At 40.9% G+C, this 21,674-nt stretch carries 24 protein-coding genes; 7 read left to right on the forward strand and 17 right to left on the reverse strand.

Annotation, left to right across the window (positions count from 1 at the left end; translation table 11 throughout):
• From ACFEL9_RS06945 to ACFEL9_RS06955, 3 genes are all read right to left on the reverse strand, one after another.
• Positions 1–450 carry a (2Fe-2S)-binding protein gene (locus tag ACFEL9_RS06945; RefSeq protein ID WP_385887579.1) on the reverse strand — a complete coding sequence of 150 codons (450 nt, stop codon included), beginning with the start codon at positions 448–450 and terminating at the stop codon, positions 1–3.
• Between the two features lie 445 nt (positions 451–895).
• Positions 896–1,357: an MBL fold metallo-hydrolase gene (locus ACFEL9_RS06950; protein ID WP_385887581.1), complete on the reverse strand. Its 462-nt coding sequence runs from the start codon at positions 1,355–1,357 to the stop codon at positions 896–898.
• Positions 1,358–1,589: 232 nt separating this feature from the next.
• Positions 1,590–2,831 carry a hypothetical protein gene (locus ACFEL9_RS06955; RefSeq protein ID WP_385887584.1) on the reverse strand — a complete coding sequence of 414 codons (1,242 nt, stop codon included), beginning with the start codon at positions 2,829–2,831 and terminating at the stop codon, positions 1,590–1,592.
• A gap of 112 nt (positions 2,832–2,943) precedes the next feature.
• On the opposite strand from ACFEL9_RS06955, the gene ACFEL9_RS06960 reads away from it, so the two are divergent.
• Positions 2,944–3,870 carry a hypothetical protein gene (locus ACFEL9_RS06960; RefSeq protein ID WP_385887587.1) on the forward strand — a complete coding sequence of 309 codons (927 nt, stop codon included), beginning with the start codon at positions 2,944–2,946 and terminating at the stop codon, positions 3,868–3,870.
• A 186-nt stretch (positions 3,871–4,056) separates the two neighbouring features.
• Here ACFEL9_RS06960 and ACFEL9_RS06965 read toward each other — a convergent pair whose 3' ends face one another.
• Complete coding sequence (locus ACFEL9_RS06965; protein WP_385887590.1) at positions 4,057–4,788, reverse strand: DUF1028 domain-containing protein; 732 nt, start codon at positions 4,786–4,788, stop codon at positions 4,057–4,059.
• Positions 4,789–5,066: 278 nt separating this feature from the next.
• Between ACFEL9_RS06965 and ACFEL9_RS06970 the strand changes: the two genes are divergently transcribed.
• A complete protein-coding gene (locus ACFEL9_RS06970) occupies positions 5,067–5,750 on the forward strand; it encodes an REP-associated tyrosine transposase (RefSeq protein ID WP_385887592.1) in 684 nt (227 codons plus the stop codon).
• Between the two features lie 135 nt (positions 5,751–5,885).
• Here ACFEL9_RS06970 and ACFEL9_RS06975 read toward each other — a convergent pair whose 3' ends face one another.
• From ACFEL9_RS06975 to ACFEL9_RS07000, 6 genes are all read right to left on the reverse strand, one after another.
• Positions 5,886–7,238, reverse strand: a complete 1,353-nt coding sequence (locus tag ACFEL9_RS06975; RefSeq protein WP_385887595.1) for an Nramp family divalent metal transporter — start codon at positions 7,236–7,238, stop codon at positions 5,886–5,888.
• A gap of 711 nt (positions 7,239–7,949) precedes the next feature.
• The gene (locus ACFEL9_RS06980) at positions 7,950–8,162 is read right to left on the reverse strand and encodes a KTSC domain-containing protein (RefSeq protein WP_385887597.1); all 213 of its coding nucleotides are present in this window, start codon (positions 8,160–8,162) and stop codon (positions 7,950–7,952) included.
• A gap of 3 nt (positions 8,163–8,165) precedes the next feature.
• Complete coding sequence (locus ACFEL9_RS06985; protein ID WP_385887600.1) at positions 8,166–9,962, reverse strand: ATP-binding protein; 1,797 nt, start codon at positions 9,960–9,962, stop codon at positions 8,166–8,168.
• Positions 9,955–11,145: an SIR2 family NAD-dependent protein deacylase gene (locus ACFEL9_RS06990; RefSeq protein ID WP_385887602.1), complete on the reverse strand. Its 1,191-nt coding sequence runs from the start codon at positions 11,143–11,145 to the stop codon at positions 9,955–9,957. The genes ACFEL9_RS06985 and ACFEL9_RS06990 overlap by 8 nt, the downstream gene beginning before the upstream one ends.
• A gap of 13 nt (positions 11,146–11,158) precedes the next feature.
• Positions 11,159–11,677, reverse strand: a complete 519-nt coding sequence (locus ACFEL9_RS06995; protein ID WP_385887605.1) for a Holliday junction resolvase-like protein — start codon at positions 11,675–11,677, stop codon at positions 11,159–11,161.
• A gap of 2 nt (positions 11,678–11,679) precedes the next feature.
• On the reverse strand, positions 11,680–12,174 hold the full coding sequence (locus ACFEL9_RS07000; protein WP_385887608.1) for a Holliday junction resolvase-like protein: 495 nt from the start codon (positions 12,172–12,174) through the stop codon (positions 11,680–11,682).
• Between the two features lie 232 nt (positions 12,175–12,406).
• Here ACFEL9_RS07000 and ACFEL9_RS07005 point away from each other — a divergent pair, with 232 nt between their 5' ends.
• The gene (locus ACFEL9_RS07005; RefSeq protein ID WP_385887611.1) at positions 12,407–13,732 is read left to right on the forward strand and encodes a hypothetical protein; all 1,326 of its coding nucleotides are present in this window, start codon (positions 12,407–12,409) and stop codon (positions 13,730–13,732) included.
• Between the two features lie 16 nt (positions 13,733–13,748).
• Complete coding sequence (locus ACFEL9_RS07010) at positions 13,749–14,300, forward strand: hypothetical protein (RefSeq protein ID WP_385887613.1); 552 nt, start codon at positions 13,749–13,751, stop codon at positions 14,298–14,300.
• A 190-nt stretch (positions 14,301–14,490) separates the two neighbouring features.
• On the opposite strand, the gene ACFEL9_RS07015 is transcribed toward ACFEL9_RS07010, so the two are convergent.
• The 4 genes from ACFEL9_RS07015 to ACFEL9_RS07030 all read right to left on the reverse strand — a co-directional run bounded on the left by ACFEL9_RS07015 (position 14,491) and on the right by ACFEL9_RS07030 (position 16,483).
• Complete coding sequence (locus tag ACFEL9_RS07015) at positions 14,491–14,943, reverse strand: DoxX family protein (RefSeq protein WP_385887615.1); 453 nt, start codon at positions 14,941–14,943, stop codon at positions 14,491–14,493.
• Between the two features lie 128 nt (positions 14,944–15,071).
• Positions 15,072–15,638, reverse strand: coding sequence for a Crp/Fnr family transcriptional regulator (locus ACFEL9_RS07020; RefSeq protein WP_385887617.1), 567 nt, complete (start codon positions 15,636–15,638; stop codon positions 15,072–15,074).
• 28 nt (positions 15,639–15,666) lie between these two features.
• The gene (locus ACFEL9_RS07025; RefSeq protein WP_385887619.1) at positions 15,667–15,954 is read right to left on the reverse strand and encodes a hypothetical protein; all 288 of its coding nucleotides are present in this window, start codon (positions 15,952–15,954) and stop codon (positions 15,667–15,669) included.
• 58 nt (positions 15,955–16,012) lie between these two features.
• Positions 16,013–16,483, reverse strand: coding sequence for an Hsp20/alpha crystallin family protein (locus ACFEL9_RS07030; protein ID WP_385887621.1), 471 nt, complete (start codon positions 16,481–16,483; stop codon positions 16,013–16,015).
• Positions 16,484–16,728: 245 nt separating this feature from the next.
• Between ACFEL9_RS07030 and ACFEL9_RS07035 the strand changes: the two genes are divergently transcribed.
• Positions 16,729–17,562: a hypothetical protein gene (locus ACFEL9_RS07035; RefSeq protein ID WP_385887623.1), complete on the forward strand. Its 834-nt coding sequence runs from the start codon at positions 16,729–16,731 to the stop codon at positions 17,560–17,562.
• 80 nt (positions 17,563–17,642) lie between these two features.
• Here ACFEL9_RS07035 and ACFEL9_RS07040 read toward each other — a convergent pair whose 3' ends face one another.
• Positions 17,643–18,191: a hypothetical protein gene (locus ACFEL9_RS07040; protein WP_385887625.1), complete on the reverse strand. Its 549-nt coding sequence runs from the start codon at positions 18,189–18,191 to the stop codon at positions 17,643–17,645.
• A 433-nt stretch (positions 18,192–18,624) separates the two neighbouring features.
• A complete protein-coding gene (locus ACFEL9_RS07045) occupies positions 18,625–19,158 on the reverse strand; it encodes a GNAT family N-acetyltransferase (RefSeq protein ID WP_385887626.1) in 534 nt (177 codons plus the stop codon).
• A gap of 227 nt (positions 19,159–19,385) precedes the next feature.
• Here ACFEL9_RS07045 and ACFEL9_RS07050 point away from each other — a divergent pair, with 227 nt between their 5' ends.
• Positions 19,386–19,985: a c-type cytochrome gene (locus ACFEL9_RS07050; protein WP_385887628.1), complete on the forward strand. Its 600-nt coding sequence runs from the start codon at positions 19,386–19,388 to the stop codon at positions 19,983–19,985.
• Between the two features lie 55 nt (positions 19,986–20,040).
• On the opposite strand, the gene ACFEL9_RS07055 is transcribed toward ACFEL9_RS07050, so the two are convergent.
• Positions 20,041–20,433, reverse strand: coding sequence for a DoxX family protein (locus tag ACFEL9_RS07055; protein ID WP_385887630.1), 393 nt, complete (start codon positions 20,431–20,433; stop codon positions 20,041–20,043).
• 301 nt (positions 20,434–20,734) lie between these two features.
• Here ACFEL9_RS07055 and ACFEL9_RS07060 point away from each other — a divergent pair, with 301 nt between their 5' ends.
• Positions 20,735–21,637, forward strand: coding sequence for a dioxygenase family protein (locus tag ACFEL9_RS07060; RefSeq protein WP_385887633.1), 903 nt, complete (start codon positions 20,735–20,737; stop codon positions 21,635–21,637).
• Positions 21,638–21,674: the final 37 nt, after the last annotated feature.

The following is a 21,674-nucleotide window of genomic DNA, read 5'->3' on the forward strand; positions in this document are numbered from 1 at the left end:
TTAAGATTTGGAAGCCAGTTGAATGGCTTTGATAATATAGGGATAGGTTCCGCAACGGCAGATATTCCTGTTCATGGCTTTTATAATGGCATCTTCCGAAGGGGAAGGATTATTCTTCAGCAGTGCCACGGCCGACATGATCATGCCCGAAGCACAATAGGAACATTGAAAACCATCTACCGCCAAAAACGCTTCCTGCACAGCATGAAGCTTTCCATTTATTTCGAGACCTTCAATGGTGGTGATCTCTTTGCCGGCAATGGAATTGACAGGTGTAATGCAGGATGGTGAAGGATTACCATTTACCAGTACCGTACAGGCGCCGCAAGCTCCTTCGCCGCAACCATATTTGGTTCCGGTTAAGCCAATCGTGTCACGTAATACGGTCAATAAGTCGGTATCGGGATCCACCGTTACTTCGTGCTTTACACCATTAATAGTTAAAACCATGATTAAGGTTTTTATGTGATTGTAATTTACAAAAATGAAAGTAAAACATTCCCAGGCAAATAGATGAATGATGTCAGGTAGCCAGGAGGCAGCGACGAAGATATTTATGTGGCCGGCTTTTGTACTACTGGCATCGTCTGTTGCGTCGCACACTTCATGGTTCGATAATTCCTATTGCCGTGGTGCGTGTCTCACGCACCAGTATTAACAACGAAAGTTTCGTTGCGTGGAGACACGCAACGAGGCAGCGGCGTTCCCTAAATAGTCAGCTTTATCTTTTTACGCCGCTGTTAGTGTTTAGCCTTTGCTGGTCTTTCGGAAACACAGATAGCCGTTGTTGTGTGTTGAGCATGGGTATGTGCGAAGGCGGACACCAACAACCGGAATGAGGAAACCAATATCTTTATCTCGCCAGGCGGAAAATGTTTTAGCCATTGAAGATAGTTTAGTGGGAACCACGGTTGGATACAATCTTCTCCTCATATTGCTTTTGCAAATCGCTTAGGGCTCTATCATACCCGGGCCGGTCTTTAAAGGCAGCAGGATTGTATGCATCTCCGGGCTGATGTTTATCATGCAGTTTAAACTGGCTGGCATGGGATGCAAGCCATATGTCGAAAGAGATATTTTTCATTGCTTTAAATGTGTAAGCATAATCCGCGGCTATGCCGGGATAAGTGGCAATACTTTCAAATCGTTCTTCTGTAACGATCGTCGGCAGGTTGGCGATCAGCACCCTGTAAGATTGCTGCTCATCGGTAACTGTAAACAAATAACTGCAGGAGCCTTTCGTATGTCCGGGATGATGCAGCATCACCAGTTGCATATTGCCCAGCAGGATGGTATCACCATCCTTTAGTAATCGGTCGGGTTTTACCGGTTTAAAAGAAGTTCCATACTTGCCCAATTCATAATATCAGCCCTTTGCTGGTCTTTTGAAAAAGGAGGCGGCCATTGTTGTGTGTTGAGCATGGGTATGTGCGAAGGCGGACGCCAACGACCGAAATGAGGAAACCCATTTCTTATTTATTGCGATTGATGTAACAAGTAAAGACTGTTGTCTATACAAGCTTTGTTGGTGATAGCCCATGCCAAAGCCGGGCGCAACACCAACAAAGGCGGAACAATGAAACTATCCTTTAGGATTTTTTCCAATCAAAACTATTTAACACACCGGTTCCCATAAACGTAATCCGGAAACCAACAATACGCCCAATATTTTGCCTGAACTCACCTTCATACCCTATCTTACCATTCACAACTATTTTAATTCGCCCATCTTTGGTTTCGCAATGCACTTTCGCCGGTTTGTCAAAATCTACACCCAGCCCCGATAAATTTGCCGTTTTGCCACTAATATATTTCATCCCTAACATGATGCCAATCGCCCCGACACAACCGCTTTTGCAAAGAGGAATGTCAATCAGTCCTTCTGTTCCTAAAACAGAGATATGTGTTTCCCTGCAAATTCCGTTGCTGTTATCATTAAAAGTATTCTGCAATTCTGCATCTATTATAAAATTGTCACCTGGCAAGTCAATGTCTTTATCAACCTTAGTAAGTGTAAAAATGGGTGGTTCTTTTCTAAAATCAATGTTCTGATCAGCCAATATTTTTTCTGTAATGCCCATTTGCTGTTTATTTTCATAAACAGATTTTGGCAAATAAACGGGTATAGGTTTCGTTTCAATAAGTCCAATCCAGCCGCCTGTTTCAATATATACATCGTGCTGTCTAACTATCGAATCGTTTAATACTAATTTAGCTTTATAGTAACCGGGCATATAATAGGTACTGGCATACTCATGTAATTGTTTATCTACTTTAAACCGCAGCCTTGCATCCCAGCTTTGCTGAATAAACACAGAATCAGCGTTAGAATCTGTTGCATCATATTTGAAAATGACGGTATTCGGCACACCCGATGTAACCGGCTTGCTGGAAAATGACACATTACCAATCTTTAGATGATGATCATTTTTTTGAAATAAAGAAAGAAGAACAATACTTAAAACGATAACGACCGCACCTGTTAGCAACCACTTTACAGAAAATTTTAAAGCAGGTTTTGTTTCTGTAACTTTTACATCTTCTTTTTCTTTTACAGCCTGAGAACCGGCAGAAGTAAAGGCTCTCCAATTTTCGTATCCTATAAATTGGGCTAAAACATTTAGGGTAGCCATATTGGGTTTACTGTCGTACCGGACCTTTCCCCAAATTCTTTTCAGGGTACTGCTGCTGATCATGGAATTAGTTTCTTCAAAAATTCTCTCGCTTAAATTTTCGAAATCGGTGCTTTGCCAGGTTTCACTGCTTCCCCAGGCCAATTTTTCTTCAATCAGCTTGCGGCATTTTTCAATATAAAACGTTTCATCCGGCATTTATTAAACAGGTTTTACGCTTGAACAAACTTGAATAGCCTTGAACAAGCGATGAATTTACATTATTTAAAGTGTTTTTCAACTTTACGATCTCACCCAAAAAAAATCAAAAATGGAAAAGTTTCCTCAATTGAAATTAGTAAATGCCTGCCTTATATTTATTCTCTCTATGCACCTTATAGTAAGCTCCTGTGCTCAAAAAAGTTTTTTGAGTAGTAAAGCTGCTTACCTGGGACAAACGTCTCCGGGGAATACTCCAAAAATTTTTGCTCCCGGTATGCTTGCTGATTCGGGGATAGTCCTTGGAAAAGTAGCTTTCTCCGGAGACGGCAAGTCATTTTATTACTCCTTTGCAAGGCATTGGTTTGATGACAATGGCTCAGGCACCAAAGAAATCCGTTTTGACGGAAAGAAATGGCAGAAACCAAATGTGATAGCCGAAAAAATCACCAATCCCGCATTTTCGCCTGATGAAACAAAATTGTATCTCGGCGCAGGGGGTGGCCAGGTATGGGTATTAAACAAAATGGGCCAGGGCTGGTCAAAGCCACAATTCTGGCTGGAAAAAAACTACGGGCTTTACAATTTTCAGGAAGCGAACAGCGGTACATTTTATTTGGGCAGCAATGGTATCCAGGGCAGCAAAAGCGACTGGAGTACCTACGATTTCTGTAAAATGACCATTGCCGGGACAGATACAATTATCAGCAGCCTCGGAACAGCCATCAATACTCCGGCCTTCGATGGTGATTTTTTTATAGCACCAGATGAATCATACATTATCATATCAGCCAAAGAGACTCCTACTTATGAAAGTGAACTTTGGATAAGTTTCAGAAAGGCTGACGAATCCTGGTCATCCCCCCGAAGCTTGGGTCCAAAGATAAATGATGGCCTGGCTCATCGTTTCGGCCAATATGTTTCACCAGATGGAAAATACCTGTTTTATACCAGAGGTACAGGTGAGCAAGACTGTAATATTTATTGGGTAAGGTTCGATGTCTTGCTGAATAGTTTGAAAAAGGAAATGGCGGATTAATATTTTCCGTAGCCTTAGTTCGTGTCCCACGAACCAGCAAACTAAAACACTTCCCATAAATCTTTTAAAAAGGAGAAGTTTTTTTCGTTCAACTCATAGTACCAGGCAGAAGAATATTTATAGTCATATGTATTCTTACATGCAATGAAATTAATTGATTCCGGTTCGTGAGATTGAAGATCGGGGTTATGGACTCTTGCTAGCAGATTTTTCTTTGGATTTCCAGTCATCGAATTTTTGACGCAGCGCTTCCACTGCATTGGTATGGTCATCGTTTCCGTAAATAACCAGGTTTAGCCAGTGCGTTTCAACGTCGCCAGGCTTAGAAACGGTTACAAAAGCGCTGGATGCTTTTCGTTCCCCGCATCGTTTGTCGCCGCCGGATTTTGCACCTGCTTCCAATGCCAGCATCAATATATCCTGGATAGGCAGCGAATCTTTCTGCGCTTTTACAGCCGCATCGAAAATCGCCTGCAATTCTTCGGGATGGGTCAGCGTGTTACCCTGCACGGAAATGCCATTGCCTGTCAACGTGCCTTTGTGTGGTGTGGCTTCTGTACCCGTATAGGTTGCGGGATGTTTGATGTCATTCATACAAAGAATGGCATACTGCTGTTGTTCAGGATTGTAATTCGGTTTCCTGATTTCTTCCAGGATGGCGGCCGGTGTGGCGCCGTCCATGATCATTCTGAATCCCTGTAATCTTGCTATTCCATTGCTCATGGCCTGCACCACTATGGCGCCCTTGCCGGGAACGATGGCGCCGATGCCATAAACGCTCATCGTGCAGGAAGCGCCGGCTATTCCTATCTCTTTTGTTTTGGGATCGATCACGATAATCGACCAGGTGGCGAAAGAACGAAAGTGCAGCACCGCCAATAAAAAAATGAAGAGGCAAAGATGCCTTGTTGTTTTCATTTTCAAAATTTAGATGATTATCAAAATATGCATGAGGTGTAAATAAAAATATGCATATAGGTATAAATATATGAACTGTACTGCATTTACGCCGTGTCGGCGTTTCTCCTTCATGATATTTTTTTCAGCTTTGCCGCCGGGTCAATGGCTAACACACGAAGGCATTGCTTTTTCGAAAACATAGGCGGCCGTTGTTGTGTGTTGCGCATGGGGGATGTGTGAAGGGGGGCACCAACAACCGAAATAAGGAAACTAATATCTTTACCCCGCCAACGACCATGCCATCCTTTGTAACTGAATATCCTCAATTCTTCACTGCTACCAATCTGGAGTGGAAAAAGTTATTGCAGCCTGAAAAATATAAGAACATTATTATAAATAGCCTGCGGTTTTTAGTACAACATAAAAGGATAACCTTATTTGCTTTTATTATAATGGACAACCACGTGCATTTAATATGGCAGATGCAGCCTGATATGGATCCGGAAGCCGTGCAACGGGATTTTTTGAAATATACAGCTCAACGTATTAAGAATGATTTAGAAAAAAATCATCCGCAGGTGATGGCAAGTTTTAAAGTAGATGCTAAGGACAGGGAATACCAGTTTTGGGAGCGCAATGCATTAAGTATAGAGTTGAGAACTGATAAAGTATTCCGGCAAAAATTGAATTACCTGCATTGGACTCCGGTAAAAGCTGGCCTATGTCAATTGCCGGAAGAATACAATTATTCATCTGCATTATTTTATGAAACAGGAATAGATAATTGGGGCTTTCTTACTATCGGGATTGATGTAATAAATGAGTTTGAGTGTCCTATACCAGCTTTGTTGGTGCTCAGCCTGGCACAAAAGCCGGGCGCAACACACAACAAAGGCGGCCTACAGTTTGGAAACACCAACAGAGGCGAAAAAGTGAGATCTAATTGTTTGAGTATTTCAGTTTCAGTAAAGCTCATGTAGGTTTGATTTTAATGGTATGGCTAATTTAGCAAGATAGTCTTTAGATCGTGTGGTCGGTGAAGAAAAACACCGACCACGGCGTGCACACCTCCCAGGGCGGAAGAAATAATTTTGTTGTGTAAGATGTATAAAAATTTATTTTGAAAAAAACTGTACTAAGCCATACACACCAATAGTGATTATGGATAGTACGCTGATCGCAAAAGCGATATTGTACAAAATGCCCGAAGGAAAAAATTGCGCTCTCTTATTGCGAAACGATATAGCTGTGAATACAATAACAAAAAGCAAAACGGAACCTATGATACCGCCGGATATAATCATGATCACCGGCAGCTTGATAAAAAGATACATTATAGCCCATAGCATGGGTATTATCCATGCAAGCCAACTTACCACTTTCTTACGTTGTTGAATATCGAAAAAATTGATCCAGCCCATTTGCCCGAATATATCCGGAAATACTCTTGTCCATGCCGCCAGCGAAGCAAATACACTGGAGAATAAGACAAAGAAAGCGCCGGCCAGGTATAGTGTCTTGGCTCCAGGCCCTAATGATTGTGTGTAGATAAGTGCTAGTGTTTCTATCACACCGTTCCCTTCCGGAATAATGGCACTACCATGAAGTACTGCTGCACCGAGTAAATAAAAGGCTGCTGTTACTATTGTGTAGATGATCATGGCGATAGCGGCATCAAGATACATTATGCTGATCCAGCCACGGGCTCTATGTTTCCATTCAGGACTGTCATTTCGAGGGCCTGTATAAGCGGCATATCCTTTTTCAATGCACCAATAATTGTATGCAATAATTTCATCGGCGCCGACTCCTGTAATACCAAAAGCGCCAAAGGCAACAGCTACGATGGCGGGAGGTAATTCAAATTGAAACCCTTCGGCTATATCAGCCCATGAAAAACTAAACGATGTAAACTGCAGCATAAAAACAGCGGTAATAGTAGCAATGGTAAATCCAGCGATCATCAGCAGCGATACCTTTTCTATTACACTATAGTAACCTTTGTATATCATGGCTGAAGTTATGAGGCCGATAAAGAAAGCCCATGCATAGACAGGAACAAAAGGAAAAAGCATACGTAATACAATAGCAGTCCCACCGAGTATGCCGCCTATCTGTATTATTTTAAGCGATATCAATATGAACACGGTCCAAACAACCCAGTTGCCTTTCGAGGGGCGTGGACCGGGCAGTTTATTAAATGAGCACATAGCTGTTTGCCCGGTTAATATGGCTCTTTTTCCAAACTCCAATTGTACTGCCACTTTTACAAGACAACTGACAATGATGATCCAGAAAGCAATAAATCCTGCTCTTGCTCCTAATGTTGTGGTAGCAATCAATTCACCTGAACCTACAATGGAAGCTGAAAGAATAAATCCGGGTCCGAGAAATTTTAATCTTTTAAGAAAAGAAACCGGTGGTTCCTTAATGGTTCTTTCGGTTATTACATATGTATCTGCAGGCATAAGCATTTAATCAGCATAAAATAGACTATCGCTAAGTTAATTATTACGCAGAACTATTCATTAACTAAATGCTCTTCGTAGCTGTACAGCATGATTCTTTTTTTTGCCCGGTAATTCTTATGCACCCCAGTGCCTGTACTGACGTTTATTGTTCCAAATCTAACTATTTATCAATACTAATTGAAACAAAAAACTATGTACGCTGAGAATTGTTTTCGCCAGTTACTCATCTACATTTCCATAATATAGCGTGTGCCACAAAGCGACGCACAAGGCTATCTGACACATCGCCCTACTATAAAAGTGGGCGGGACACTCGGGAAGGAAGAAGATAGTCTTTAGTTCGAGTGGCCGGTGAAAGAAAACACCGGCCACGGCGTGCTTTTTTCGGCGAACACCTGCAAGGGCGGGAACAGTGGCGAAAAAACCATGAAACCGTAAGTTTCGAGAGCTGAGGGTTAATTTTGAATCACTTCAAGCTTGCCCTTTATATACTCAATGGGCTCGTCAATTTTTTTTGAAGACGTGAATACAGGCTGGGGCATATTTTCATGAATGTGATCAAAAACTTGGGATAAATCTCTACAATCAAAGTAATGATTACAAAGCACGCACCTTATATAGTGATACCTTTCCTGTTCAGGAATTAAAGATAGATTTTCCATCTTTTCTTTTCCTGAATGTATTTCAAGAACCAAGCCAGCTATAATCTTATTCTTTAAAATAAGGGTAACCACCTTTTTTTATAAACTGGTCAAAATATTGTCCTTTGCTACCAGCTGCTAGTAATCCTTCATAGACTTCTGCAGGTACCCCTTGGTATATATAAGTACCACTTTTTAAAAATTCGATACGAAGAGTTGATGTATCATAATCGTACCCTACAGCAGATAGATTGCTGGATGAAACAGGAATCATTTCCATAAGCTAAGTTTTAGGTATTTTTTGTTTACGCCAATTATTTATGGCAAGATTAAAATTAGGGTTTTCTGGTTCAGTAATTTTCCATTGTTCTGATGGTTCAGGATCGCCACTATCAGGTCTTGGAACAATTAACGGCAATCTGACTCTACTTGGAACTTTAACTGATTCTCCAACGATTATGGCTTCGCCAGTTCTTAATGACGGAAGTAAATCGGATAAACTTCCTAAATTGTCAGGCATTGCAGCTCCAACAATACTTTGATCCTGGCTATTCGAAAGTCTTAGAGTAATAAAAGTACCGCACTGCGATAAAATTGTTTCATCCAAATCTGAAGGACGCTGACTAATCACTAAGGCACCTACACCATACTTTCTCCCTTCCTTACAAATTCTTCTTACAGCCTTGCTGGCATATCCGGAAACTGTTTGATTACTGCCTCCTTTAGGCAAATATGAATGAGCTTCTTCAAAGACTAATAAAACAGGTCGCTGCCTTCCTATGCCTTCAATATTTCTTCCCCAAAACATACTTTCAAATAATATTCTTGATATTAATCCAACAACTAAATCCATTATATCAAAAGGAATTCCTCCCAAGTCAAGTATTGTTATTGGTTTGTCATGGTTCAACCAAATATTTAATAAATCTCCAAGGTCTTTATTGATACCATCAAACTCATCCACATCGAACAAAAAACTCAATTTGTTATCTCTTACTTTACCTCCTAACTGATGAATGTATGAAGAAAGAATTTTCTGGTCTTTAAATCTAAAGGGCGCAGACGTTCCAAGACCGGGGGGGACATATTCTGGCGGAAGTAATTTGCTCTTATCACCTTTTATTGGCTGACTCTGATTGTCGGTTTTGTACACGGCCGTAGACAAGTCTCCTCTTGTATTTACCACAGCGAATTCTTCTTCATAAAGAGTGAACCAAAGGTTCTTTATATCGAATGGTATCGGGGAATCTACAGTTATTTGCTCAGGCGAAAGTGCACCGGTTTTTAATTTGTCAATAATTTCTTTTTTATATTCAAATATCCTTTCTTTCACTGCTGTATCCTGTGGGGAATCCGCAGCTTGTTTTTTATCAAAAAGAATGAGAGCTAACTCTAAATAAGATAAACCCCAAAATGGAATTTGTAATGGGTTCGTTTCGTCCTCTAATGAAAACACTTTTGCATAATCTTTTAACGCTGAGCGGTATTCACTGTGCGGATCAATTAAGATTATTTTCGCTTTTGGAAAAAGGCCTGCTGTAATTGCTTTTAAAATAGCCGATACTGTATTTGACTTTCCTGAACCAGTAGAACCTAAAATAGCTCCATGGCGAGTCAATAATTTATCAATGTCGATATAAGCCGATAAATCCTCTGAGGATGCAAGAGTTCCGATTTTTATTGCAGTCGGACTGCTAGTGGCATAAATAAGAACTAAATCTTGATCCGTGACAATATGCACCTCGTCATCAATTGTAGGATAAACGCTAATTCCTCTTTGAAAATCTTTTTCACCAGTAGCTTCGCCAATTAATTGAATTTCTAACCAACGATTGCCATAAGGAAATTGCTCAGCATGTTCATCTGTTGTTTTATAAGGATTCGCGCCAACCATAGTAACGATACCAAATGCACTTAAAGTACCCATAGGGATTTTTACAAAAGATCCGACCTGACCTATTTTATATATTTTTCCACTGATGATCGGTGTCGACGATGGGAGAGCTTCACTAAGTTCAATAAATACTTTTGAGCCCACTACTCTTATAACAGTTCCTAAAAAAGTTACGTCACTACGCATGATGGAATTGTACTTTTAAGTAGTTAGTAAAAGTCACAAAGTCTCCCAGATCAAATATTTTTTCAGTATCGATCCAAAAAATATCATCAGATGTTGGTGTGCCATCGAATAACCAGGTGGAAATATTGCCACCAACGCATGCCTTATCTGGGCCGAGGATTGTTAGATTTGGATATTCTAATCCATACTTAAGGATTTTTTCATCTATTTTTCTAATTTTTGGACCGCCAGAAGAGTTATCGACAAAGTCACCAAACATTAGTGCTGTTACAGCTAATCTTTTGTTTGCTCTCAAGGCTTGAAATATTATTTCATTTATATGCTCATCGTTAAAACTGTATCCGTTTATAATTAATAATACTTCTCCTTGTGACAAAAATTTTCTAAGTCTATCCTGAAATAATAAAAAAGGTAATCTTCTGGATTCATCATATTTCTGTCTTGAAGGGAAAATCATTAGTTCATCACCCGGGATAATTTTTCGACTAGTATTTCTTGTAATTCTTTTTTTTGCTCCACCATCCTTGTAAAGAAACCAATTAACGGAACCATGAATTTTCCAGTGCCTTAACCAGCTTGGGGGTACATAAACATGGTCGTATTGTTTTGTATTCTCAGCATCTATGCATTCAGGTACAAGAAAAGGGTTGATTGTACCTACGAAGCCATCAAAATATGGAATTTTTCTTTCCTCAAAGGCTTCTTCTAATAACAGGTCATAGTTTGTAGTAAATAATTCCACTGGACTAAGTCGATTTATTTGATACTTAAAAAGCCAGTTTGCAAAATTTAGATGTGGGTCTATTGACGTGGCTGCAGTTTTGGCAACAAGAGTTGCTATAGTACTACAAATTGCGAGGTCGAATTCTTGGGCAAATGTTTTTCCCGTTATATCATGATAAGATTCTGTCTCGCTATCATCTATTAATTCCCGTATCGTTCGCAGTTTGTTTAGTATTACTTCGATGTTCGAAGAGCTGCACAGATTTTTTAACTTGATTAGCTTATCCTTATATTTTGCGTCAATATCATCAATGACTTTTGATGTTAATGCAAAAACTCCAGGTAATCCTACAGACATTGAAGTACCCGCACCAAAGAAAAAACTAAGTTTTCTTTTTTCAGATGATAGCTGATCTCCTAATTGATTTACCGCTTGATTGGGTGAATGTGGTTTGGACATCGGTTTAAAAATATTATTCCTCGACAATATTGCCGTTATTTTCGATTCTTAAAGTCAACCATTCATAGTTTTCATTGTGAATTGCTTTTTCAATACTTTTTTGAACTGAAAGAGATTCACCATTTTTGCTATTCTTATCTAATAGCAGTAATTCTTTGATTGAGCAATCACCCGAGGTACTATTCATCCCTTTGAAAACTACAAAGTCAACAGGATGAAAAATAACCTTGCAGTCATTACAATCCAAACCTAACGGATGAAAGATTGGATCAATCTTTCTAATAATTTTTTTTGCTGCTTTCCTTCCTGCTTCTCTTGCTGCTTCACGTGCGGTTTTAATCTTTTCTTCTATTTTTTCTTCTAATAACTCAAGTTTGTAAATTTCTCTATCAATATTTTCTTTCCAATCATTTTCGGGTTTTTGCTTTTGATAAAGCTTTCCATCGCTTAATCTAATTATTTCGTCACACTCAGGGCAAACTCCAAAAATTTGCCTTAATGCTGAGTAAAACTCAAGAACCTGTTTTTGCATAGTTAAAATATTTTGAAGTTTACATTTTTATTGGCGATAACGGATTTAATTTCTTTTTGTCTTTTTGTCAATCTTGCATTTCCCGTTTTTATGTCAACAAAAAAGACTTTATTCACTTTTCCATTATTAGAAAGACCTTCAAATATTATATAATCTATTGGATCAAATAATGATCTGCAATCGTTATGACTAAAACGAAAGGAACCCATTGTGGGAGCCAATCTTTCTAGTATAAAACCTATATTTATTGATAGAGCCCCCCGTTCTGATTTTGTTGTCCCAACTTCCTTTAACTTTTTTAAGTACTGCTTTTTTTCTTTGATTGCTTCTAATTGCGCAGTATAAATTTCTAAGGCCTCATTACTGAAGTTGTTGTTGTCAAATAATTGCATGGTCTTTAATGGCACTTCTTTGTTGCAACAGGGGCATTCAATATAAAAATTGTCAGATTTGAGCATTTGAATAATCTTCAAATGCGTAGAGTTTTGTGAAGACATAGAAGAAGGTTTGGCTTGTTATTGAGGTGGAAAAGCTCTATTTCAAATATAAGCAAGTTTTTTCTACATACTCTACTGCAGGCAGTTTTAATAAAAAAGTCCCCTTTTGTAGACTGACTTTTGCCCTCAGGAAAATCAATTCACTCATAGAAAACTTCATTTCATCACAACTGCGCTCACTGTTTTTTTTAATGGAGAATAGTTTTGAGCCTCAATCAAAAAAACAGTTTGTATGAAGAAAATATTTGTTGTTGCAGTGGCATGTATGGTATTTGCCACTTCATCTTTCTCACAACAACGATCTGCCATACCCGATGAAGCTTTGGATGGCATGCTGGCCAAATTCAGGGAGATACAAGTGAAAAGAGCCGCGGAAAAAGAAATGGAAAAAATACTGGAACAAGCTATAGATGAAATGATGGTAAAACTGAAAACATGGATTGCCAACAACGAAAAAGAAGAGGCACAGTTTAAGAAAAACTATCAACCCGGCTACAATCATAAGCCCGGTGAAATGAACCTGTTTCCCATTTGGGAAGAAATACCGGCGCCTGTTCCATCCCTGCCGGAAGCTGTACAAACCAATTTCGACAAATATCAAAACTATATTGATAAGGTGGAAATGATGAAAAAGCAGTTGGGCGATATGGAGCAGCAGCACCTGGGCCAGCAAAGGACCGACCAGGCCAGCATGATGCAGGATGCCAAAAATATGACCAATAAAAACGCCGTGGTGATGCAGATGGGTGGCGTCGATGCAGTGATGAATATGAGTAAAGCAGAAAGAAAAGCGGCCGCTAAAAAAATACAACCGGGTGCGATGCCCAACACAGCGGCTTACAGTGGCGTGCCTGACGAAGGAATGAATGCGATGATGCAACGCCTGATGACCGATAAAGAATACCAACAGAAATATAACAAGATGACCGAGGCGCAGAAAGAAGCAGAGCTGAAAAAATATATGAGCAATAAGACGGTGAAAAGAGATGATGCTGCTTTTGAACAATCGATGCGGGAAAGAAATGAAACGAATAACAGCGCCGCCATTCAATTGCTGCTGGGTAAATGCCTTCAACAAATGCAGCAAGCCGCCGTTCCTTACTCCGAAGGAACAAAGCTCGCCAATGATTTTTATTATGGACTTTATGCCGGCATTGAGAACTGGTACAAAAAACAATATGATGCATTGCCTCTACAAGTAATGGGAGAGGGCCATATAAAAGTTGGTTTGTCACAGCTTGATAAATTTAAAGCTGCGGTGCTGTACCGGCTGCATAAGAAGGAAGCGGCAACCCGTACTATTTTATGGACCAGCCTGAAAGCAAGAACCAAAATCGCCTTTGGTGAATTCAATGATTTCATCGGCGCCTATCCCTGGGGAAAATCAAAAAATGCGAATGTGCTGGATGGTTCTTATACGGAGCCACAGGTAGCCAAAGCAGTGGTAAGCTTATATGATGAAATGATTCGCCTTACAAAAGAAGCGGAAGCTCTTAGCCGCAGGCACAAAGGGCAGCAGGAACAGTATAACCTGATCGTAAATAACCTATCAAAATAAAAACAACGTTATCAACATGAAAAAAATTCTATTATTAACAGCCGTAGTGGCTACCACTTTTTTAGGCTCCTGCCAGAAAGACAAAACAAAATCGCAGGCGGATAATTATGGCGATGGCCCCCGAACCAATGTACCTGCCAGTTTACAGGGCAACTGGATGTACGGTAATTTTTCCATGACGGAATACTGGAACCAAAATCCCGGTGATTATTTGGGCAACGCTCTTCAGTTTGCCATTGCGTTTAAGTTTAATGCCAATGGTACTTATGAGCAGTATTTTACTTCCAGTTCTGTCACCGGCGGTGTTACTACTTACCAGCAATCGGTAACTAAAGGCACGGTGGAAATCAATGAAGCCAATCATTCCATTATTACCCATGCTTTTTCTGCTCATTACAAAAGAACCAAAAACGGGCAGACGCTGGAGGAAAGAGATTTGGCACAAAGCGAATTGACGGCCACTTCCAATTATACCTACACAACCGGCATAGAAACCAGTGGTACCAATGCTATTTACTTAAAGCTGAATGGAACAGGCAACCCGCTTAGTTTTCTGCAAAAGTTTTAAGAAGGAGGTTACCCGAAGTGTAGAATCTCAAAAGTAGTTTCTCGCAGAGGGCGCAAAGAAAGCAAAGAACGCAACGATTTGAAAGCTATTCATGCTGCTTTGCGTCGCTGTTCACTTTGCGTTCGTTGCGAGAAATTCAAAAGTAGTTTCTCGCAAGGCCTGGATGCATTGACGATCATCCAATTTTTTTCTACTTCATGATCGTTGAGAAATAGGTCCAGCTGATAAACAATAACTGCAATGGTACCCTGAACCATAAATAGGTGAGGCCGGGACCGTTCAAACTTCCTTTTTGGTAATCTATTTTATGTATCGCAGCATGGATATTGGCGGGAAGCATGAGGATAAAAAATCCTATCAATAGCCACGCAGCAACTACCCTGAACGAAGGAATCAATAAACCAATTCCCAATACTATTTCCAGGACACCGGTGAAATAAACCAGTTCTTTTTTATAAGGGATAAAACCGGGAACCATCATCGTCATGCCCTTCGAAAATACAAAATGGGCGATGGCGGTAAAGCAAAGCATGACACACATGGCAATGCGGGCCGATAGCGGAAGCTGGTAGTTGCCGGTTGTTAATTTCAACACAACAACTGCGATGATAAAAACGAGCAGTAATACGAATAAGGGTTTCATGGCATCTGTTTTATTTCTTTCATTGAATATTGCCCGGTACCGGTTGGTAAGAGCATACATCTTTTAATTTCATTCTTTTTATGAAAGCAAAGATCACCGGCGATGAGGTGCAAAACAATGAACCCGGGTTAATAAATTCGTTTGCGGATCCTGCTTAATGCCTGCGGTGTGATGCCAATATAAGAGGCGAGATATTTTAATGGAATTTGCTGAATTAAATTCGGCTGTTCGTTCATTAGGTTTAAATACCGCTCTTCGGCTGTATCATTCAGGAGAGAAAGTTCACGTTTTGATTTTTTCAGAAAAAGCTCTTCACTTGCATGGCGGCCGATGCGGTTACCTGCCGCTGATTCACGGTAAATCTCCTGCAGGTCCTTATAGGTTACACGCCAGAGAGTGGTATCGCTTAATGTTTCAACCTGGTATTGAGAAGCGTTTTGGGTGAGAAAGGATTCATAAGCGCTTACGAAATTGTTATGAAAAGTAAAACTGAAGGTGAGATCGTTTTCCTCCTTTGGCAGGTAAAAGCGGATAATGCCTTTCTCAATAAAAGAAAGATAGTTTTCGGTTTGTCCGGCTCTTAAGAGAACTGTCTTTTTGGGAAACTCCCGGTGCCGGAGTTTGGAGGAAAATAGTTGCCAGTCAGCATCGGTGAGGGTAGTGATCGTTTCAAAATATTTCCGGATTTGCTCCATGTGGTGAGTAATACAGGGAATGAATTCTTCAGAGCTTCAGGTTGGCCAGTTGAAACAGTCCGCGGGTGATGATCTTACAATTTTCGCAGAGTTGTTCCAGTGTGCAGGAAATCATTTTAAGATTCAATGGCAGCTCCTGCTGCATTTCCATAAAATCCAAATACAGCATATCTGTTTCCTGGACCTGTTGGTTACCGATGAGCCGGTCGAATAATTCCTGTGCTTTTTTGCGGTCGTCACCGATAAAAAAACGGGCATAAGGTTCAGGCCCGTTGGGTGTCTTGAGGGAGAGGTCGATATAGAAAGCTGTTTTCATGCTGGTAACAAAAGGTGGGAATGTATTTCCCACCTTTGTGTTTCATCCGTTAATAAAGCTATTTGATTTCAACGGTCCGGGCAATTTTTTTTGCCTTTTCATTTTTTGGGAGCTGTAAGTGCAGGATACCATCGATGTAAGATGCGTTGATATTATTTACATCAACTGTTTCATCGAGGGTAAATGTTCTTGAAAAAGAAGGTTGCAGGTATTCATTGCGCACCCAGCTTGTCTTTTCATCCTGCTGACGATCTTTTTCTTTGCGGTCCATGGAGATGGTAAGCAGGTTGTCCTCGAGGCGAATGTTGAAATCCTCTTTGCGGCAACCCGGAGCCACTACATCCATTTCATAGTGTTGTTCTGTTTCCCGGACATTCACCGGCACCTGGCCACTGGCGAGGCTGCCGCGGTTATCCCAAAAATTGTCATCAAAGAAATGACGTAAGCTGTTTTGGAAGATGTTATCAACTACATTTCCAAAACTAACGGATGGATTACCATTTTGTTTTTTTGCAATTGCGGTTGTCATACAAACCTCCTTTTTTTAGTTTTAAAAATGCGTTAGCCAATTCAATGCCAGCCGTTTCTGGAATGAAAAAAAGACAAACCCGCTTGTCAATTTTTCAGGGTTCGTGAAAAAAATACAGCCTAAGACAGGGATACTGCATACCAGGGCAAAGGTCTTTTGCGTTTGAGGTTTATAAAAAGCAGCTGGCAATATTTGCATTTTCATAACCTTTTTTCGATGGGTGTTCCGGTAAATTACATCGCACTATGAGAACCTTATACCTTCCTTTTTTTAGCCTGCTGGCGTCATTGGCACAATCCCATTTTTCGGCCGCAAAAATGAGCGACGGGGAAGAACTGGCCAAATACAGTTATCCCATATTTGTTGTTACCGGCGGCCAGCAATATACCGGTACTGCTTTCTTTTTTCAATCGGGTGATACGAGTTTTTTAGTGAGTAATTATCATGCGATAAAAGGCATGAGTCCTTTGAAGCAAGCTATCACCTTCACCGCCGATACCCTGTACCTGAAATACCCGTTAAAAAATTCAGGCGAGCTGAAAATCATGCCGGTTGATGTCAGTGAGGAGGTGACCGGTGAAACGGAGATATTCAGCATGGTGGACCGTATCGACCTGTTGAAAATTCCTATACAGCTTCCCGCCGATGCCGATATAGTTTTTATCAATGAACTGGTAGATGAACATTACCTGGATGCAGAGCCGGAGGAAATAGTGGTGTTCGGCTATCCTACCAATCCCGGCAGCATACCGCCTTTTTATTCAAGGCAGCAGCGGCTGGAGGGCAAAGTGAATCCCGATGGCTTTACAGATTATGATGCGTCACTGCGTTTAAATTTTCCCGCTACATCGGATAGCGCAAGAATCATCCTCGGCGGCACTGCCCGCTATTATTATTTTATCAAGCCCTATGCAGCGCAGGGTTATTCCGGGGCTCCTGTTTTTGGTAAGTTCCGGGATGCCAATAACCAGGTAGTCTATCGCTTTACCGGTGTTATTTTCGCTGGTCAGCCAAAGACGCGGCAGACATGGGCCATCAGGGGAGCAGTGGCCTTGCAATATTTACAGGGCGCCTTGTAAAAAAGAAATCATTCGTGGATTTAATACAAAGCGGGGAGCATGTACCCCGCTTTTCTTATGGTCATTTATAACAACAAGCATTAACTAAAGAAGCCTTTTACTTTATCGGCTATGCCGCCACCGCCGGTAAAAATCGTTTTCAGATCCTGCAGGTCGAGATCGCCATCGCCGTCTTTATCGAATTTGCCACCGGTAAATTTATTCATGGCTTTTTCCATATTGAAGCCGCTTGTTTTTCCGCCACTCAGTTTATTAAAGATATCCTGGATGTTGAAACTTTTATCATTGGGGTCAGAAGTCCTGGCAGCCAGTTCGTTCATCGTCTGCGGAATCACTTTACCCGCTACTTCCTGTGCCTGCGCAGCATCAAGTCCGTGCTTAGTTTGCAGGTCCTGTGCGTAATTGGAAGTGGCTTCGTTGACGACATCATCTTTGTCAGCGCCGCCTTTCTTAAAATACCGCATTACATCGGCAATTCTTCCCGAGCTCAATGCATTCTTTAGTGTATCCACTATAGAGTTACCGGCCTGTTCTGTCACAGCTTCATTCTTTTCGTTTGGAATAGCCGGGTTGCTGTTGACGGCACTTCCCGTGTATTTGCGGACAAGGTCCATTAAGTTGTCTAACATGGTTTTTGATTTAGGTTGAAATAAATAAGGTTACTAAAAGTTAGCCAAACTTAATATGGTGGGGAATTTTATTTTCGGGATAATATACTTAGAGCGAGAAGTCCTGAAGACATTATTTACTTTTTTGTCTTGACACAAAAGAGTAACAAAAAAAGTCAAGGCTCCGGAAAAAATGCTAAAAATTTACCTGTCAGGCTAAAATGAAATAAGCTCCGGCTGCAGTGCAAAGCCAAGCACTGTGCGACTTTACCAGCTAAGAATAAAGCCAGGCAATGGTAACATTCATTTCATTTTTAATCCGCCGCGGCGGACCAGCTAAATTTTCTTAACGCATTTTTTCCGAGGCCGGTGTCTAAACAAATTGCGGCTTAGATTAATTATCCTATTTATTTTTTTTGTGCCTGTCATTATTTCCTGGTAAGTGGGATGTTGATTACAAAACACCCTGTGTAGCGGAGGTCATCTTGTTTTGTTCATAGGTTTTTCTGTCAATAGACATATTAAAAGCGATCCATTTTTCACCATTGGATTCGAATTCCATTGTTTTATCGGTGTTCTTTGTAAGCCCAGCTTTTTCATAGCAACGTATTGCAGCAGTGTTCCAGTCAAACACATTTAATTCGATTACGGGTTGTTTTAAGATATTAAACCCATAGTCCAATAGCAGTTTCATCAATGGATTGCAAAGACCTTTTCCCTTCATCGAAGGATCGCCAATAATTACCCGATCAATCTTAGCCGAATTTTCCAGGAGATAAAGTTCACAATGACCAATGGATTTACCTGTTGCTGAATTAATAATACTGAACGCATTTCTTTTGCCATCGCTTTGAGAGATATCCAGTTGTTCTTTGGTGACCGGAAATGTCATTTGCCGGCCGGCGATGCGTATCAGCATTTCTTCGCTGTCAATCCAGGTAATCAGGTTGTCGTAGTCTTCCCGGTCGAATTTTCTAAGTTGCATCATGGTAAATGATTTATTAAGTTATTCAATTGGCTGTAAGGAGCTTCAAAGTAAAGTCCAAAAAATATCGTTGCAACTATGAAGTTATGGTATTGATGACTGCTTTTGCAGGCAGGCTCAAAAAGACGGTTGCATAAAAGTGAAGGTGAAAAAAATCCGGTTATTGAATTTCAGTATAGGTTAAAAAAGTCATACCTTATAGTATCCCCCTCAACTAAAACTAAAAATTTATGAAACGAATCACCACCATCGTTTTTGCACTAGCGGGTGCACTTTTCTTTTTAACGCAATGTGCCAATGAAAAAAAAGAGGATGATAAAAACACTGCAACCACCACTGATGAGTTTGGGGGCTACGGCACCCAGGTCAAATGGGGTGAACATCTTGTCTTGACTGGTGGCTGTGGCGACTGCCATACCCCCAAGAAGATAACCGATCGTGGTCCTGCCGATGACAGCACTTTGTTATTATCAGGACACCCGGCTCAGATGCCGATACCACCTGTAGACAGGGTGGACCTTCAAAAGAAAGGAGTATTTGCCAGTCAAACGCTGACCGCATGGGTGGGCCCATGGGGCGTTTCTTTTGCCGCCAATCTTACCCCCGATTCAACGGGAATCGGGTCATGGAAAGAAGAACAATTTATCTATGCTCTGCGGAATGGTATTTACAAGGGCGTTGCCGGTTCACGACCATTATTGCCACCGATGCCATGGCCAAGCATTAAACATTTTTCTGATGATGAGTTGAAAGCAATTTTTGCCTACCTCAAAAGTATAAAGCCTATATCGAATGCGGTGCCGGCTTATATGCCACCGGCTGCCGATTAAATAAAATTTTGAAAGTGATCAACAAGGCCCCGCAGACATGATGTGGGGTTTTTGTTTATGTGGTTGTAGTAGTTGCCTTCATTTTTTTATTCCAAAAAATATAGGACAAAATACCAGGCACAAACCATATTAGCATCATCAGCATCATTGGATCAAATTTGCCGTATGCGGCTATGCCTGAATAAACGGAGCTGACCAGGTCGAAAAACAATCCCGCATAGGCCCACTCTTTTATTTTTTTCAGGCCCGGAATTAAAATGGCAATGCTGCCTAATAACTTGGTCAAACCGATATAGGGAATAAAATAAATTGGATATCCCAAACTATCGTGGATCAGCTGTATGGATTCAGGTGATTTCAACAGGTTGGGCACGGCGGTGAATGCCATGAGCCCGGCAAACAGGATGGTAAAGATCCAGTAAAGCAGGTTGGTTGTTTTTGCGGTCATAGATTTTTTTTAATCATCAATTTAATTATTTCCTTTTTAACTCCTGCTATGATGTTACATTTTGCTATATTATCCCTGATAGCAAGGGCTGCTTTCAATGTCCGGCAGGGTCAAGTTTACCCAGGAACCAAAGCAGTAAAATCAAAAAAATAAAGCAAGTTTTAATTTTTTGATTACTTTCAGTATGCTTTCTACTCCTGAAGGTGAGTCGCCTGATATTCGTTCCCGCTCTTCCCCATGAAACTGATTGGCGGTACCAGCTGAAACAGTAAAAGTTACTCCTCACTTCAAAAACAGTTTTATGCAACGAAGAAAATTCATTCAACATACTGGTATGGTAGCTTTCGGCGTGGGTGTATTTGGAACAATCAGTTGGGACAATGAAAAATATATTGGTGACACAGCCACTACAACGGATATGCTGGGGCCATTTTATCGACCCAATGCACCGCTGCGGGTAAATATCAATCCGGCAGGCTATACCGGACCGCTGTTCCATCTTTCCGGCACGGTATATAAAGCAGATGGTAAAACTGTTTTCCCGGATTGCCTGGTGGAGATATGGCAATGCGACGAACACAAAGTATATGATAATACCACGGATGATTTTCGGTACCGGGGATCACAACGGGTAGGCAAAAATGGCAAATATCATTTTATTACTACACATCCTGTTCCTTATCCTATTAGCGGAGATGGTATATACCGGCCGGCTCATATTCACATGCGCATCTCTGGGGACGGACAGCAGGACCTGATCACCCAGGTCTATTTCAAAAATGATCCCTATATCGAAAAGGATCCTTCGTCCAAATCGCCCGATGCGATCAACCGCATCCTGCAGGTGAAGGAGAACAACAAAAAAGAAAAAATGGTTGAGTTCGATGTGGTGATGCAAAAAGAATTTAAACCGGCCCCGGAAGTATATAGAAAGATCAGTGGCATTTATCAGCTGAACGACCACTCAATGGCAGAGTTTTATAAAGACGGCGACCTATTGTTTGTAAAAAGAAACGGGCAGATCATAGAAGGGCTCCGGTATAGCGGTAATAATACGTTTACCGGCGGAGCAGAGGGAACGGACAACCTGAAAGCGGTGTTCGAATTGCAGGAAGGAGGATCCGTAAAAGTTAACATAGATTATCATGATGGTTTCAGTGAAAAGGACAGCAAGCTGGAAGGTGTCAAACGATTCAAGTATTGAGTTGAAGAAGGTTTGTAATAAAGATGCCGTACGATGA

It is taken from the genome of Terrimonas alba (genome assembly GCF_042434975.1).
GTDB lineage: Bacteria > Bacteroidota > Bacteroidia > Chitinophagales > Chitinophagaceae > Terrimonas_B > Terrimonas_B alba.